This is a genomic window from Sphingomonas sp. FUKUSWIS1 (genome assembly GCF_000733135.1).
Classification (GTDB): domain Bacteria; phylum Pseudomonadota; class Alphaproteobacteria; order Sphingomonadales; family Sphingomonadaceae; genus Sphingomonas; species Sphingomonas aerolata.
The window spans coordinates 1-14,797 of the sequence record NZ_JPJC01000041.1 but is presented as its reverse complement, the minus strand read 5'-3'; the positions used below and the strand labels follow the sequence as shown (position 1 = coordinate 14,797).

Annotated in this window: 13 protein-coding genes and 1 pseudogene; 5 read left to right on the top strand and 9 right to left on the bottom strand. The window is 62.4% G+C overall.

Features of this window, described 5'->3' with window-relative positions; genetic code table 11:
* Positions 1–68 precede the first annotated feature (68 nt).
* From sphsw_RS03565 to sphsw_RS20855, 3 genes are all read left to right on the top strand, one after another.
* Positions 69–1,565 (top strand): ATPase domain-containing protein, encoded by a 1,497-nt coding sequence (locus tag sphsw_RS03565; protein WP_031439401.1) that lies wholly within the window; start codon positions 69–71, stop codon positions 1,563–1,565.
* Complete coding sequence (locus sphsw_RS03560; RefSeq protein ID WP_031439400.1) at positions 1,555–3,609, top strand: PAS domain-containing sensor histidine kinase; 2,055 nt, start codon at positions 1,555–1,557, stop codon at positions 3,607–3,609. The genes sphsw_RS03565 and sphsw_RS03560 overlap by 11 nt, the downstream gene beginning before the upstream one ends.
* 1,100 nt (positions 3,610–4,709) lie before the next feature.
* Complete coding sequence (locus tag sphsw_RS20855) at positions 4,710–5,027, top strand: hypothetical protein (RefSeq protein ID WP_031439398.1); 318 nt, start codon at positions 4,710–4,712, stop codon at positions 5,025–5,027.
* A gap of 7 nt (positions 5,028–5,034) precedes the next feature.
* Here the strand turns inward: sphsw_RS20855 and sphsw_RS03545 are convergent, their stop codons facing one another.
* Positions 5,035–5,217 carry a hypothetical protein gene (locus tag sphsw_RS03545; RefSeq protein ID WP_235188274.1) on the bottom strand — a complete coding sequence of 61 codons (183 nt, stop codon included), beginning with the start codon at positions 5,215–5,217 and terminating at the stop codon, positions 5,035–5,037.
* A gap of 602 nt (positions 5,218–5,819) precedes the next feature.
* Here sphsw_RS03545 and pip point away from each other — a divergent pair.
* The gene (pip, locus tag sphsw_RS03540) at positions 5,820–6,764 is read left to right on the top strand and encodes a prolyl aminopeptidase (protein WP_197975369.1); all 945 of its coding nucleotides are present in this window, start codon (positions 5,820–5,822) and stop codon (positions 6,762–6,764) included.
* Here the strand turns inward: pip and pqqE are convergent.
* The 8 genes from pqqE to sphsw_RS03500 all read right to left on the bottom strand — a co-directional run bounded on the left by pqqE (position 6,761) and on the right by sphsw_RS03500 (position 14,421).
* Positions 6,761–7,846: a pyrroloquinoline quinone biosynthesis protein PqqE gene (gene pqqE / locus sphsw_RS03535; protein WP_081874103.1), complete on the bottom strand. Its 1,086-nt coding sequence runs from the start codon at positions 7,844–7,846 to the stop codon at positions 6,761–6,763. The two genes, pip and pqqE, sit on opposite strands and share 4 nt — an antisense overlap.
* Positions 7,843–8,106: a pyrroloquinoline quinone biosynthesis peptide chaperone PqqD gene (gene pqqD, locus sphsw_RS03530; protein ID WP_031439394.1), complete on the bottom strand. Its 264-nt coding sequence runs from the start codon at positions 8,104–8,106 to the stop codon at positions 7,843–7,845. The genes pqqE and pqqD overlap by 4 nt, the downstream gene beginning before the upstream one ends.
* Complete coding sequence (pqqC, locus tag sphsw_RS03525; protein WP_235188273.1) at positions 8,103–8,813, bottom strand: pyrroloquinoline-quinone synthase PqqC; 711 nt, start codon at positions 8,811–8,813, stop codon at positions 8,103–8,105. The genes pqqD and pqqC overlap by 4 nt, the downstream gene beginning before the upstream one ends.
* Positions 8,814–8,836: 23 nt before the next feature.
* Positions 8,837–9,739: a pyrroloquinoline quinone biosynthesis protein PqqB gene (gene pqqB, locus sphsw_RS03520; protein WP_031439392.1), complete on the bottom strand. Its 903-nt coding sequence runs from the start codon at positions 9,737–9,739 to the stop codon at positions 8,837–8,839.
* Between the two features lie 6 nt (positions 9,740–9,745).
* The gene (gene pqqA / locus sphsw_RS03515) at positions 9,746–9,826 is read right to left on the bottom strand and encodes a pyrroloquinoline quinone precursor peptide PqqA (RefSeq protein WP_042466497.1); all 81 of its coding nucleotides are present in this window, start codon (positions 9,824–9,826) and stop codon (positions 9,746–9,748) included.
* A gap of 111 nt (positions 9,827–9,937) precedes the next feature.
* On the bottom strand, positions 9,938–11,875 hold the full coding sequence (acs, locus tag sphsw_RS03510) for an acetate--CoA ligase (protein WP_031439391.1): 1,938 nt from the start codon (positions 11,873–11,875) through the stop codon (positions 9,938–9,940).
* Between the two features lie 57 nt (positions 11,876–11,932).
* Positions 11,933–13,354, bottom strand: coding sequence for a porin (locus sphsw_RS03505; protein ID WP_031439390.1), 1,422 nt, complete (start codon positions 13,352–13,354; stop codon positions 11,933–11,935).
* Positions 13,355–13,458: 104 nt separating this feature from the next.
* Positions 13,459–14,421: a PQQ-dependent catabolism-associated beta-propeller protein gene (locus tag sphsw_RS03500; RefSeq protein ID WP_031439389.1), complete on the bottom strand. Its 963-nt coding sequence runs from the start codon at positions 14,419–14,421 to the stop codon at positions 13,459–13,461.
* Between the two features lie 130 nt (positions 14,422–14,551).
* Here sphsw_RS03500 and sphsw_RS03495 point away from each other — a divergent pair.
* Positions 14,552–14,797, top strand: a pseudogene (locus sphsw_RS03495) (cytochrome c-550 PedF); the annotation flags it as partial.

The window sequence follows — 14,797 nt, the reverse complement described above, 5'->3', positions numbered from 1 at the left end:
TGAGGAGAGCTTTCTCTGCACGCGAGAAGCGGCTAAGAACTGGACATAGCGCGAACAACGGTCAAGATATGAGCCAGGCACCAACAATTTCGACCGGCAATGCCGGTCTCGATACGATCCTGACCGGGGGGCTGCCGGCCAACCGTCTTTACCTGCTGGAAGGCACGCCGGGGTCGGGCAAGACGACGCTGGCGCTCCAGTTCCTGCGCGAAGGCGTGCGGCAGGGCGAAAAGGCCCTGTACATTACCCTCTCGGAAACCCGCGAAGAGCTGGCCGTGGTCGCGTCCTCGCACGGCTGGAGCATCGACGATTTCGATGTGTTTGAGTTCAGCGCTGCCTCGGACATTCTAGGCGGTGGGAGCGAACAGTCGGTTCTCCACCCCTGGGAGATGGAGCTAAGCGAGACAGTCCAGCTTATCCAGACCGAAGTCGAGCGGGTGCAGCCGCGGCGGGTGGTGTTCGACAGCCTGTCAGAAATGCGCCTGCTGGCGCAGGATCCGCTGCGTTATCGCCGTCAGGTGCTGGCGCTGAAGCAATTTTTCGCCGGCCGTGATGCTACGGTGATCCTCGTCGATGACATGACCGGTAGTGCAACGGGCCACGACAATCACCTTCATAGTCTTGCTCACGGTGTCATCACGTTGGAGCGGCTGACCCTGGACTTCGGCGCGGCTCGGCGAAGGCTCCAGGTACAAAAGCTGCGCGGCGTCGATTTCATCGCCGGTTATCATGATATGACGATCCGCAAGGGTGGCCTCGACATCTACCCGCGCCTGATTGCGGCAACCCATCATGCCGAGTTCAGCGGCGAGGTGACGCCGAGCGGTGTGGTGGAGCTCGACAATCTGCTCGGCGGTGGCCCTATGCGCGGCACCAGCGTCCTGGTGACGGGACCGGCGGGTTCCGGCAAGACGACGATCTCGCTGCAATATATCGATGCCGCGTGTCGACGTGGCGAGAAGTGCACGATCTACGAGTTCGATGAGCGGGTGGGCACGCTGATGGCGCGGGCACGCGCCTTCAACCTCGGCTTGCAGGATCATGTCGACAACGGATGCCTCGTCATCGAGCAGATCGACCCGGCCGAACTGTCACCGGGTGAGTTTGCCTCGCGCGTGGTGAGCGAGGTCGAGGATCGCGGCGCCAACATGATCGTCATCGACAGCCTCAACGGGTATATGGCTGCGATGCCGCAGGAGCAGCAGCTCATTTTGCAGATGCATGAGATGCTGTCGTTTTTGAGCCAGAGGGGTGTCGTCACCTTCCTCATCAACCCGCAGCATGGGTTGGTGGGCACGATGGCAACCAACCTCAACATATCCTACGTCGCTGACACGGTGCTGCTACTGCGCTTTTTCGAAGCCGAAGGTCGCATCCGCAAGGCGATATCGGTCATCAAGAACCGTGGTGGCATGCACGAGGATACCATTCGCGAATTGCGCATCGACCAGCAGGGCGTGCGCGTCGGTGAAGCGCTGTCCGCGTTCAAGGGCGTACTCACCGGCACGCCGGAATATCTCGGCGCTCAGACACCTTTGATGGAAGATCGCTTCGGTGGATCATAAGACGGCGTCGGAAGGTCACCGCGTCCTCGTCTGCGCACCATTTGGCCGGGACGCGCCAAGCATCAAGGCGCTACTCGACGCCGATGGCTATGATGTCGCGATCTGTCCTAATTTGGGCGCTGTTGCAGCACATCTCGACTGGCGTATCGGGGTTCTCCTCCTCACCGAAGAGGCGTTGAAGCAGGGCGATGTGAGCCTGCGCGAGGCGTTTCAAAAACAGCCGGCCTGGTCTGACATTCCGACTATCCTGCTCGCTGCACAGCGTACCAATCAAGCTGCGCGTCCGAGACCAATGCCGGCTGGTCGGCCCGATAACAGCATCGTGTTGGAACGGCCGCTGGGAAAGGCGTCGCTGGTCAGCGCTGTCGCCTCCGCCATGCGGTCGCGTCAGAAGCAGTTCGACATGCGCGATCGGCAGGCTGAACTTGCCGAGAGCGAGAGCCGGCTGCGCCTGGCGACCGATGCGGCCGATGTGGGGACCTGGGACCACGATCCGCGTGACGGAACGATCCGGTGGGATGCCCGCTGCAAGGCGCTGTTCGGCATGCCGGCAGACACAATTGTCGATAATGCGCTGTTCCTCGCTCATGTCCACGATAGCGATCGGGCGAATGTCGAGGCCGCCTTAAACGGCGCTGTCGATCCCGCCGGCGATGGTGGCTATGACATCGAATACCGCACAATCGGAATGACCGATGGCGTTACGCGATGGGTTGCTGCGCGTGGTGGCAGCTTCTTTGCTGACGGCCAGGCGATCCGTTTCATCGGCACGATCATCGACATAACGGCGCGCAAGGACGCCGAGGACTCGCTCGATCGGCTCAACCGGACGCTGGAAGAGAAGGTCGCCGAACGCACCGCCGAACTTGAAGCGGAAATGGCAACGCGCGCGCGGGCCGAGGATGCGCTGCGACAGAGCCAGAAGATGGAGGCGGTGGGACAGCTCACCGGTGGGATCGCTCACGACTTCAACAACATGTTGACCGGTGTCATCGGCGGTCTCGACATCATCAAACGCCGGATCGCGTCCGGTCGGCTTGACGACCTCGACCGGTTCATGGATGCGGCGTCGGCGTCGGCACAGCGTGCCGCAGCGCTGACCCAGCGACTGCTCGCCTTCTCACGCCGGCAGTCGCTCGATACCCGTCCGGTCGATGTGAATGCACTCACGCAGTCGCTGGAGGATCTGCTTCGCCGAACGATCCGCGAAAACATCGCTCTCGCCATCGTTTCCAACGAGCAGGTCGGTTTTGCCGTCACCGACGCCAACCAGCTCGAGAACGCGATCCTGAACCTCGTCATCAACGCGCGCGACGCAATGCCCGATGGCGGACAGCTCACGATTGAAACATCGCTCGTCGAGCTCGATGAGGCCTATGCAACCGCCAAGCCTGACATTGCGGCCGGGCGATACGTCATGGTTGCCGTCTCCGACACCGGCGTGGGCATGTCACCTGACCTCGTTGCCAAAGTGTTCGATCCGTTCTTCACCACCAAGCCGATCGGCCAGGGGACCGGCCTCGGTCTGTCGATGGTCTACGGTTTTGCCCGGCAATCGGGTGGGCAGGTTCGCATCCATAGCCGCCCCGGTGAAGGAACTTCGGTCAAGCTCTACTTGCCGGCCGGCGAAGCGCCGGAAGGCAGCGATTCATCTGTTGCCCCGCAGCTTCAGGAGGGTGACGGCCAGACGGTTCTACTGGTCGAGGACGATGACTCGGTCCGCGTACTCATCCACGAGGTGCTGAGCGAACTGGCCTATCGCACGATCCTTGCCAAAGATGCTGACGAGGCAATCCCGGTGCTGGCGTCAGACCAAACGATCGATCTCTTGGTGTCGGATGTCGGTCTGCCGGGTATGAACGGTCGGCAGCTGGCCGAGATTGCACGGACGCATCGGCCCGAACTGCCGGTGCTTTTTGTGACCGGCTATGCCGAGAATGCCGCCATTCGGGCCGGTTTCCTCGGCACCAACATGGACATGATAACCAAGCCCTTCGCCCTGGACGCGCTAGGGGCTAAGATCACCGAAATGCTTGGCGGATAAGCCACCTTTTATCGGTATTTTAGGGCTCTCTCGTCTTTTTAGACAAGTTTGAGTAAATAAGCTCAGTCCCAAATTATGATCGTTTTCAGGACAGCTATAGGTATCATGGAGCGGCAGCTATCCGCTTCGAAGTTCCTAATAGCTGACTGGCTGGAAAGTCCCCAATCGTAGCCGTTTAGATCCGGATTCAGCACGGAAAGCTTTCTCGCCCGGACTCCGTCTCGAGGATGCGCTCAAGGCAGAGACGGAGACGTTCCTTGTTACCGGCACGGAGGTTCAACGGTGCCGTTTGATTAGGTTCCGTATGGTCCTCCTTGGTTCGGACTTCAGGCGGACCAAGCGACTAAATCGACCAGAAATGTATACGTCGTGTTCTCACGGAAAACAGACCCACCTGCCACTAGTGCACTTAGAGCATACCCTAAAAGCACTGTGATGAAGACGGACGTTTCGCACCGGCTTGGATCTCGGGCAGGGGGGGGAGCGCGCGGTATCCCGTTAAAGTTCGTGCTATCAATGACACCGTTTCTGCAAGGCTGGTCGTGCGACGGCGTCAGCTAGGTGATCATGCCGTCCGAGGCATGTCGGTTATCGACGCCGTCACTGCCCTGACGTCCTGGATGTCCGATGCCTTCGTAACTGCTGCCATCAGATCGACGTCCGTCAGATCGCGGTGATCGATCCACCATTTGGCGTCAGTGACCCGAAGGCATGCGCTACAGTCGGCGTCGCTGTTTGAGTTGGTTAGCGCTGCGAGCCGCTTGGTCCTGATCGTCGACGCCCATCCGATTTGCCGATCGGTCCCCGCTAGCGGCGGAAGAACAAGGTGTGAGACAGCGGCGCTGCTCAACGCTGCCGCAGCGACCTCCTCAGCCCGCTTTTTCGCAACGAAGCAGTCTCGACAGGTAGTCGTCTTCAGCCACTTGGCCTTACGTTCCTGCTGGCTTTCAAAGCCGGTAAGATGATGAGCCTGCTCATGACCGCAGGCATGAATGATCCGCTGTTCCATGGCATGGATGATGCCCGTTCGTGGTTTGTGCGCAACGCCAATGAGTCAGGTTGAATCAGAATCGCGGCCAGTGGCTGACGACTGAACGGGAATGTCCAGCCAACTAAGCTGGCGCAACGCCGTCAGCGTTCACCAGATTTCGGCCAACCAGTGTGCCGATGAGCCGGACGCGCTTTTCTACCAGATCTACGGGGGTACGATGCAATTCCAGCTCGTAGCGGCCACCGACATCGCGGCGAAGATAGAAGGCTCCGCCATCGCGGACCAACGTGCCTATCTCGTTGATCCGCGTACCAATCGCTATCATCGCTATGTCGTCGCTCCGTTGATGATCATGCAAAATTGCGGGCGATCCTTGGGGCAGCCGATGCTCCTTGGTAGTCCCATGATCCTGCTAATTCATTCCTGACCGGTCTCTAAAGACTGATATTCCGCCGCGCCATTTCAACGAATGCCATATCCCCGATTGGTGAGCGGGGCTCGGCTTTAAAGATGTCAGCCAAATCGAGCAGATCCTCGTTGGAAAGGTCCGCGATCGAGGCTTCGATCTCGGCAAGGCGCCGCACGGCGTGATCGCCGCGATCGGCGACCCGCTTCATTCTTGTCTTGAGCATGCCGCCTTTTATCATAAACGTCGCGGGGGCGGCAGGGGCATTTACGGCCGGTTGGCTGAGATAAATCGGCCAAAAATGCCTGCTATCTGCAGGCGGAAGAAGCTTCTTTGACGGAGAACCGCACCGCGTTCTGGCAGCAGATCCCAAAGCTGCAGGAACGCACAGCTTCAAAGAGCGAACGGCGCCATCGCGGTGCATGCGGACTGCCCGCATTTGCGGTAAAACTGGTGGAAAGCGGCCCGGCCGCTTTCGGGCAGCGGTCGCTGTAAGCAGCCGTTCGTTCATTTGATAGGGCAGGAGCCTAATTGGCCGGGTTCTGGTAGACCGGACGGGCCGCTTTCGGCGTGCAGTTGCATCAAGCATTCGTTAGTTCACTTGATCTGTCACGGGGTAAGCCGCTGGTCGCCCGTTTAGCAGCTCGGCCTGTTACGGGTGACGATGTGCCGTAACCTGACTATCGTTGATGCAGCGGGACAAGGGCGTTAAATCCCCGTGGGTAGTGATAACCATGAGTACGCCTTAAAATACCGAGCAGGCAAACCTAGACCCAGGCTGATAGCGTCGGTGAACTGTAAGAGGACTTGGATTTGCACACGCTATACGAAACGATCGAGCCCTATCATTCCGGCATGCTCGACGTCGGTGACGGGCATTCGGTGTATTTCGAGCGCTGCGGCACGCCTGGGGGCAAGCCCGCAGTGTTCCTCCATGGCGGGCCAGGCGGGGGCATCTCGGCAAAACATCGCCAGCTGTTCGATCCTGCGAGATACGATGTGCTGCTGTTCGATCAGCGAGGATGTGGGCGGTCGACGCCGCATGCCGGGCTCGACGCGAACACCACCTGGGATCTGGTCGCTGACATGGAGCAACTGCGCACGATGATCGGTGTCGAACGCTGGCTAGTGTTCGGTGGATCCTGGGGATCGACGCTGGCGCTAGCTTATGCACAGACGCATCCCGAACGAGTCAGCGAGCTGGTCCTGCGCGGCATCTTCACCTTGCGGACGTCGGAGCTCGACTGGTATTATCAGTTTGGCGCGTCGGAGGTGTTCCCCGACAAATGGGCAGCATTCGAGGCGCCGATCCCGATTACTGAGCGTGACGACATGCGCGGCGCGTACCGCAAGCGTCTGACCGGCTACGATCCCGCGGCACAGATCGAGGCGGCCAAGGCCTGGGCGTTGTGGGAGGGCGAGACGATCACCTTGCTGCCCGATCCGGCGACCAGCGCGGGGTTCGAGGACGCGCATTTCGCGCTGGCGTTCGCACGGATCGAGAACCATTATTTCGTCAATAACGGCTGGCTCGACGAGGGACAGTTGATCCGCAATGCGGGCATGCTCGCGGGCATTCCCGGCACGATCGTCCAGGGCCGTTACGACATGGTCTGCCCGGCACGCACCGCGTACGATCTGCATCACGCCTGGCCCGAAGCGGACTTTCATCTGGTGGAGGGCGCCGGTCATGCCTGGAACGAGCCGGGTATCCTCAACCAATTGATCCGCGCGACGGACCGCTACGCCGCCGATTAGGCGGGCGCGCGGGCCAGTCGGCGAGGAATGGTGAAGTCGGTTTCGCCAGCCTCTGAGATCGCGGTTGCCATCACGTGGTGCATCGGCGCGCGCGTGCAGGCGGGATCGGTCGCGGCGGCGTTGCCGGCAAGTGCTAGCGCCTGGCAGCGACATCCGCCCCAATCGATCTCGCGGCGGTCGCAGCCTTGGCATGGTGCCGGCATCCAGTCGGTGCCGCGGAACCGCGCAAATGCTTCGGCGTCATGCCAAAGATCGAAGAGCGACCATTCGCGGACCGAGGGGAATTCCATGTCGGGGATCGTCTCGGCGGCATGGCAGGGCAGTGCCTTGCCGGAGGGCGAGATGTTGATGAAACGCTGGCCCCAGCCGCCCATACAGGCCTTGGGCCGCGCCGCATAATAATCGGGGACGACGTAATCGATCGCGATCCGGCCGTGCAGTCGAGCGCGCGCAGCCTCGACGATCGCGGTGGTGCTCTCAAGCTGGTCGATCGTCGGCAGCAGCGCGTTGCGATTGCGCAGCGCCCACCCGTAATACTGGACGTGAGCGATCTCCATGCGTTCGGAACCGAGCGCTTCGCCAAGCGCGATCATCTCCTCGACCCGATCGATATTCTGGCGGTGAACGACGAAGTTGCTCGTCAGAGGCAGGCCAGAGTTGCGGATCAGCGCAGCGGCGAGCAGTTTCTTCGCATGGCCGCCACGATAACCGCCCGCGACGTCCGCGCGCAGCGCCTCGCTGTCCTGGAAGCTCAGCTGTACATGATCCACCCCCGCCGTGATCAGCGCGCGCATCCGCTCGGCGTCGAGCAGCACCCCGGAGGTGATGATGTTGGTATAAAGCCCAGCGGCGTTCGCATGGGCTACGAGCTGTTCCAGATCGCGCCGCGCCATCGGTTCGCCACCCGAGAAATGAACCTGCAGCACGCCGAGCGCGGCCGCCTCGTCGAGCACGCGGAGCCATTCGTCGGTCGCCAGTTCGCTGGACGGCGGATCGAGCTTCAGCGGATTCGAGCAATAGGCGCATTGGAGGGGGCAGCGGTGGGTGAGTTCAATGATGAGTCCCATCGGGGGTGGGGTCATAGCTGTATCGCTCCGCGGAGGGAAAGGTCGTCGAGGGCCGCCACGACGTCGTCCGCGATCGTCTCGCGCGGGGCATCGAACCGGCGGGCAAGGTCGTCGACGATATGGTCGGTCGTGCGCGCTCCGTCGACGAGCCTCAGGATTTCCACCGCAATGTCGTCGGGCATGAACAGCTTTTCGGGCGCGAGGATGATCCAGACGTTGCGGACGGTGTCGAAGCGGAACTTCACGCCGCGCTTGAAACGAGGCACTGCAGTCATCGTACGTCCTGCGGCACGAACGCGCCGGGCGGGATCAGTCCGGGCGCGACATAGGCGAGGTACAGCCCATCGAGCTGCGACCAGAGCACGTCGCACTTGAAGCGCAACGCCGACAGCACCGCCTGCTGCTTCTCCGCCGTATCGGCATGCGCCTTCACATAGGCGAGCGCGAAGTCGCTGTCCTGCGGCGCCTGGGTGAGGCGCGGGGTGAAGTAGGACAGCGTATCGGGCGTTATGAAGTCGTAATGCGCGAGCATGCCGGACACGCGCTCGGCGATGATGGTCGGCGAGAAGAGTTCGGTCAGCGACGATGCCACCGCCTCCAGCAACGTGCGGTCGCGGACGAAATGGACGTAGGCGTCGACCGCGAAACGGGTGGTCGGCAGGATCGCGTCGGTACTCTTGACCAGCGCACGGTCCAGGCCGACGCCCTCGGCCAGCTTGATCCAGCGTTCGATACCGCCGGGCTTGCTGCCATCGCCGTCGTGATCCTCGATCCTTCGGCGCCACTCGCGGCGCAGCTCCGAAGTCGGCAGGCGCGCGAGCAGATGCGCGTCCTTCACCGGGATCTGATTCTGGTAGTAATAACGGTTCAGTGCCCAGGCCTGAACCTGGCCGCGGGTGAGCTTACCGTCGTGGAGGAGGCGGTGGAACGGATGGAGGATATGATAACGCTCGGCGCCGATCGCGCGAAGCGCTGTTTCCAAGCCATCGTCGTCCATCAATTCGGTCATAATGTGAACCGCAAACCGTCCTCGGCGATGATCCACTTCGCGGCTTCGGCCTCGGTGCGCTCGGGGCTGTCGTCTAGCAGCACGGGGTTGGAATTGTTGATGTGGAGCGCGATGCGTCGTCCGATCGTCAGGTCGGCAAGCGATGCTATCGAGCCTCCTGCACCGGCCATGCTCATATGGCCCATACGGCGGCCCGTCTTGGCGCCGAGCCCGGCATGGATCATCTCGTCGTCGTCCCACAAAGTCGCATCGAAGAAGAGCAGGTCGGCGCCGTCGATCCGCGCACGCAGGTCGTCCGTCATCGCCGCGCAGCCGGGAATGAAGAGGACGCGGTGCGTGCCGTCGGAAATCTCTGCGCCGACCGTGGTGTCGTCGACCAGGATCGGCTGCATGCGGTCGCCATCCTCCATGTAAAGCGGGACCTTGCCCGGCACCGCGAAGAGCGTCGCGGTTAGCGTGTCGTCCAGCGCTATGGGCTGGCCGAGCATGACCGTGTGACGGTCGACGATGCCATCCGCCAGCACGTCGAAGATCGGATTGGCGGTGAGGATGGCGTGCACGGCTGTGGTCGCATGCAGTGCGAAGGGCTCGCGTTCGCGCAAGGTCAACAGTCCGGCAATCACGTCGACGTCGCCGCCGGTGAGCACGACGCTAGCAATCGGGGTCGAGCGTCGGCCATGGGTGGGATGCAGCGCCGACGTGAGTTCAAGCTGGCGACGTAGGTCGGGCGAGGCGTTGAAAAGGTGCCAGCGCTGACCATCGCCGCTGACCACGATGCTGGCTTGCGTCCGCGGACGTGCTGCAGTGTCACCGGCGCGGGCGCGGCGGGAGGCGGGCGAATGGCAGTTCCATTGGGGGAAGCCGCCGCCGGCCGCCGCCCCCAGGACGATGACGTCCATCTGCTATCAGACGAGTTCGGCGCACGCATAGCAGTTGATTTCGGCACCGAGGGCGATCTCGACGATCCGGGGCTTCTTCCAGGCCATTCACTGTCTCCTGTGCGCGGATATGCGCCTGCTGGACCCTAGCGATCGGTCGATGCGAGGGAATTGGCCTTAAGTACGACTTGGCCAAATCGCGCCGGACTAGCTGCTTGATCATCCGACCCGGTTGGCGATCAGGTGATCGACGACGCTTGGATCGCCCAGCGTGCTGGTGTCGCCGAGGCTCGAGGTGTCGCCTTCCGCGATCTTGCGCAGGATGCGGCGCATGATCTTTCCCGAGCGCGTCTTGGGCAAAGCCGGAGCGAATTGGAGTTTGTCGGGGGTTGCGATCGGGCCGATCTCGGTGCGTACCCAGCGGCACAGCTCGTCGCGCAGGTCGTGGCTATGGTCGATGCCGTCGTTGAGTGTGACATAGGCGTAGATGCCCTGGCCCTTCACGTCGTGCGGCATGCCGACCACTGCCGCCTCGGCGACGTGTTTGTGCAGCACCAGCGCGCTTTCGACTTCGGCCGTGCCCATCCGGTGCCCGCTAACGTTGATCACGTCGTCGACGCGGCCGGTGATCCAGTAATAACCGTCCTCATCGCGGCGACATCCATCGCCGGTGAAATACTTGCCCTGGTAGGTCGAGAAATAGGTCTGAAAGAAGCGTTCGTGATCGCCCCAGACGGTCCGCATCTGGCCTGGCCAGCTCTGCGTGATGACGAGGTTGCCTTCCGCCGGACCGACCAGCACGTTGCCCTTCTCGTCGACCAGTTCCAGCGTCACGCCGGGCAGGGGCTTGGTTGCCGAACCCGGCTTCAATGCGGTCGCGCCGGGCAGTGGGCAGATCATGATACCGCCGGTCTCGGTCTGCCACCACGCGTCGATGATCGGCGCTCGTCCGCCGCCGACGACATCGTGATACCAGCGCCATGCCTCGGGATTGATCGGTTCGCCGACACTGCCGAGCAGCTTGAGCGACGAGCGATCGGTGCGCGTGACGAAATCGTCGCCTTCTTTCATCAGCGCGCGCAGCACGGTCGGTGCGGTAAACAGTGTGTGGACCTTGTGGCGATCGACGATCTCCCAGATCCGGCTGGCGTTCGGCCAGTTCGGAAGCCCCTCGTACATCAAGGTCGTCGCACCATTGGCTAGCGGGCCGTAGAGGATGTACGTGTGGCCGGTGACCCAACCGATATCGGCGGCACACCAGTAGATGTCGCCGGGCTGGTAATCGAACGCCATCTCATGGGTGTAGGCCGCCCAGAGCAGATAGCCGCCACTAGTGTGCAGCACGCCCTTGGGCTTGCCGGTCGATCCGCTGGTGTAGAGCACGAACAGCGGATCTTCGGCGGCGACCGGCACCGCGGGGCAGTCGGTGCCGACTCCCTCGGCTGCTTCGTGATACCAGACGTCGCGGGTGTGCATCGTCACGTCGCCGCCGGTCGCCTTGACGACGATGACGCGCTTGAGGCCTGGAGCCTTTTCGGCGGCGGCATCGACATTGGCCTTCAATGGAATGCGCTTGCCGCCACGACAGCCTTCGTCGGCGGTGACGACGATCGTCGATCCACAATCCTCGATCCGCCCGGCAATCGCCTCGGGGGAGAAGCCGCCGAACACCACCGAATGCACCGCACCGAGCCGCGCGCAGGCGAGTACCGCGAATGCCGCTTCGGGGATCATCGGCAGGTAGATCGTGACGCGATCGCCCTTCGCAACGCCCTGCGCGGTCAGCACGTTGGCGAAGCGGCACACTCCGGCATGGAGTTCGCGGTAGGTGATGTGACGAGGCGCATCGGTGGGGCAGTCCGGCTCCCAGATGATCGCGACCTGATCGCCGCGTGTATCGAGATGCCGGTCTAGACAGTTCGCGGCGACGTTCAGTTCGCCGTCCTCGAACCATTTGATGTGGAAATCATCTTTCGCGAACGACCAGTCGCCTGCGATCTCGGGTACCTTCGTCCAGTCCAGCCGCTTCGCCTGTTCCAGCCAGAACGCGCCCGGATTGCTCGACGCCGCTTCATACAGCGTGTCGTAGCCGTCCCCGTCGATGCGGGCGTGGTCGGCCCAGCCACTGGTTACGGGGAAGATGGTCTGTTCGGTCATAGGTGTCCCGGAAAGAAGAGGCCGCGGGGCGATGATGTCCCGCGGCCGGGCGTCGGATCAGAAGAACAGGATCGCACCCGCTGCCAAAGTATCGGACTTGGCATCGTTGCCGTTATGGGCCTCGGCCTTGGTCCGCGTGTATTCGCCGATCAGCGTGACCCAGCTGGTCAGGCCGTAGCGCGCCTGACCGACCCAACTGCTGTTCTTGTCAAGCAGCGTCGGGTTGACCTCGTTGCGGGCAAGATCGAGGAAGCTCGCGCCGTAGCTTCCGCCGAGCGTGAGCTTGCCGATCGTGTACGTGCCCTGGGCATAATAGCCGCTACTGTCGCGCTTGCGCCCGGCGGCGTCTGTGGAGAGGATGAACAAGCCGGTCGTACCGATGCCCGAGCCATTGTAATAGTAACCAAGCAAACCAAAGCCGGCATAGGTCAGCTTCGCGCCGACATCGAAGCCGCTGCCGGTGTAGCTGGGAGATCCATCGACCCCGTCATGCTTCTGGGTGATGCCGCCAGCCCAAAAGTGTCCACCGAGCTGATCCGACTTGAAGTCATAGGTGACTTTAGCTTGGAAGCCGGGCGAACCATTGACCTCCGAATTGCCGATCGTCTGGAGCGGCTGGAAGATGCCGGCGCTTACCTGGAGCCCACCGAATTTGGGGCTGGAATAGGTGATCTGGGGCTGGAAGTCGGTGTAGATATAGCCGATGCCGATCCGCCCGAGCGAGGTGTTCGACGGCGCGACGTTGCCGCCGGTCGAGCCGACGCCGAGCAGTGTAATATCGTTGAGGATCGCGTCCGAGCCGAACAGGCCGATGTCGCGACCGACCTTGATCGTGCCGAAATTGGGCTTTCCGAAGGTAAGGTAGGTCTGGCGGGCGTCGATGCCCGATGTGGCGAGCGCTTGCGGCGTACCGGCTGAATTGGCCCCGCCCACATTGGAGACGCTGTTGATGCCGGGATACAGGCCAATATGCGCGGCGACGTCCCAACCGCCCTGGTTGGTCGATACGTCGATGCCGAAGATGCCGGGCAACAGGCCGTTGCGGATCGACGAGCTGCTTTTGCCAACGGCGGCGAGGCCGCCGACGACGGTATTGCTGGCAATCGGGCGGTCGCCATTGTCGTGGACGTAGAAGCCGTTGACCGATCCGGAGAATTTCACGGTCACGCCGCCGAACTCCATGCCGACGCCGGCTTCGGTCATGCGGACGGAGCGCTTGTCGTCAAGCTGAGCCTGCGCGGCCTGTTGCGGCGCCTGGGGCGCACTGGTGGCGACGGCGGTAGGCTGAGACGGTGCGACTTCGGCGGTCTTGCGGGCAACGAGCGCGTTGTATTCGTCATTGGTGAGGATGCCCTTTTCCTTCAAGCGCAAGAGCAACTGACTGGTCGTGTCATCGGCCTGTGCGAAAGCGGGCGTTGCCGCACAGCACAGTAAAGTCCCGCCTGCCGCCGTTGCCAGCAGATTGCCTAGTCCGATCATCGAAACCTCCCTTTGCGACGCGATGTGATCTGCGCCTTGTTGCAAAGGCTGGCGGATACAGGCGGTCGCGAAAATTAGACTTTGGGTCCGGCGTGCGAATGACGTCAGGGTGCGATCGCGACTCCCCAGGGTGCGCGGCCGGCGGGGATCGTCGCGGTCACCTTGGCGGTCGCGATGTCGATCACCGACACGGTGTCGCTGAGGCCATTGGCGGCGAAGGCGCGCCTGCCGTCGGGGCTGATCGCGAGGTGCCAGACGCGGAGGCCGACGGGAACGATCCGCGTCACCTTGTGGCTGGCAACGTCGATGAACGCGACGGCGTTGCCGCGGCCCAAGGCAACCAACGCGGTCTTGTGATCGGGGGTAAACCGGATGCCGACCGGCATGATCTTCTCGGGGTTGGTGCCGGGGATTGCGAAGCGGATCGTGTCGGTTACCGTCCGAGCTGCGGTGTCGACGATCTGAACCGTCCCGCCGATCTCGGCCGAAACCCATAACTGTTTGCCGTCGCGCGTATATTCGGCATGACGCGGACGTTGCTCGACCGCGGTGACGCCGGTCGGCTGGTGGCTGGCGATATCGATCCAGTGGAGCGAATTGTCGGTCTCCGCGGTCGATACCGCGGTCTTGCCGTCGGGACTGACCGCCATCCCCTCGGGCTCGACGCCGACCACGACTTGGAACGCGACTTTCCGCCCCGGCACGTCGATCGCGGTGACCGCGGCGTCCCGCTCGTTGGAGGCGAACAGCAGCGTGCCGTCGGGGGAGAGCGCGAACGTCTCCGGATCCTCGCCCGAAGGCAGGTCGGCGATGAGCTTGCCGGTCTTGCTGTCAATCACCTGCACGGCATTCTCGTCGCTGGCGCAGACGTAGAGCTGAGTACCGTCACGCGACAGGATGATGCCGCGCGGGCGACGGCCAACTGGCCACGTCGCGATCGGTTTCAGCGTCGCGCCGTCTATGACGGTGATCGAGTTTCCCTTCTCGTTGGAAACGTAGATCGTCTCCGCAAGTGCAGGAGCGGCGGCGGTCAACGCCAGCAGGGGAAGCAGGGTCAGGGTTCGCATTTGCCGACACTAACTCCGATGAGCGCGCAACACCCTGATACCAAAGTGCAATAGGACTAGCGCGTGGGCCGTCCATAGGGTTCTGCCATGCCGCGTCAGATCGGCCGACGGCAATGGTGAGGTGTTTGGAATGGCTGGAAGAGTATCGCGGTTCGTCTTCGCGGCTTCGGCAATGGTCGCGGCCGGATCGATCGGCATCAATGTGTATGCGCATGGCAATGTAACGCCCCAAGCCGTCGACACGACCGCGCTGAAGGACATTGGCACTACATGGCTGAAGGTGAACCCGTATCGCAGCGACGCGACCGCGATCAAGATCGGCGAGAGCGCGTATGGCCAGAATTGCGCGCGCTGCCACGGCTTGGAGGCCATCTCC

Bases quoted from the DNA above. Each gene is read 5' to 3' on its own strand.
- pqqB (WP_031439392.1), bottom strand. From the start codon at position 9,739: ATGGACGTCATCGTCCTGGGGGCGGCGGCCGGCGGCGGCTTCCCCCAA.
- sphsw_RS20855 (WP_031439398.1), top strand. From the start codon at position 4,710: ATGTCCAGCCAACTAAGCTGGCGCAACGCCGTCAGCGTTCACCAGATT.
- sphsw_RS03505 (WP_031439390.1), bottom strand. From the start codon at position 13,354: ATGATCGGACTAGGCAATCTGCTGGCAACGGCGGCAGGCGGGACTTTA.
- acs (WP_031439391.1), bottom strand. From the start codon at position 11,875: ATGACCGAACAGACCATCTTCCCCGTAACCAGTGGCTGGGCCGACCAC.
- sphsw_RS03545 (WP_235188274.1), bottom strand. From the start codon at position 5,217: ATGAAGCGGGTCGCCGATCGCGGCGATCACGCCGTGCGGCGCCTTGCC.
- pqqA (WP_042466497.1), bottom strand. From the start codon at position 9,826: ATGGCCTGGAAGAAGCCCCGGATCGTCGAGATCGCCCTCGGTGCCGAA.
- pqqD (WP_031439394.1), bottom strand. From the start codon at position 8,106: ATGACTGCAGTGCCTCGTTTCAAGCGCGGCGTGAAGTTCCGCTTCGAC.
- sphsw_RS03565 (WP_031439401.1), top strand. From the start codon at position 69: ATGAGCCAGGCACCAACAATTTCGACCGGCAATGCCGGTCTCGATACG.
- sphsw_RS03500 (WP_031439389.1), bottom strand. From the start codon at position 14,421: ATGCGAACCCTGACCCTGCTTCCCCTGCTGGCGTTGACCGCCGCCGCT.
- pqqE (WP_081874103.1), bottom strand. From the start codon at position 7,846: ATGACCCCACCCCCGATGGGACTCATCATTGAACTCACCCACCGCTGC.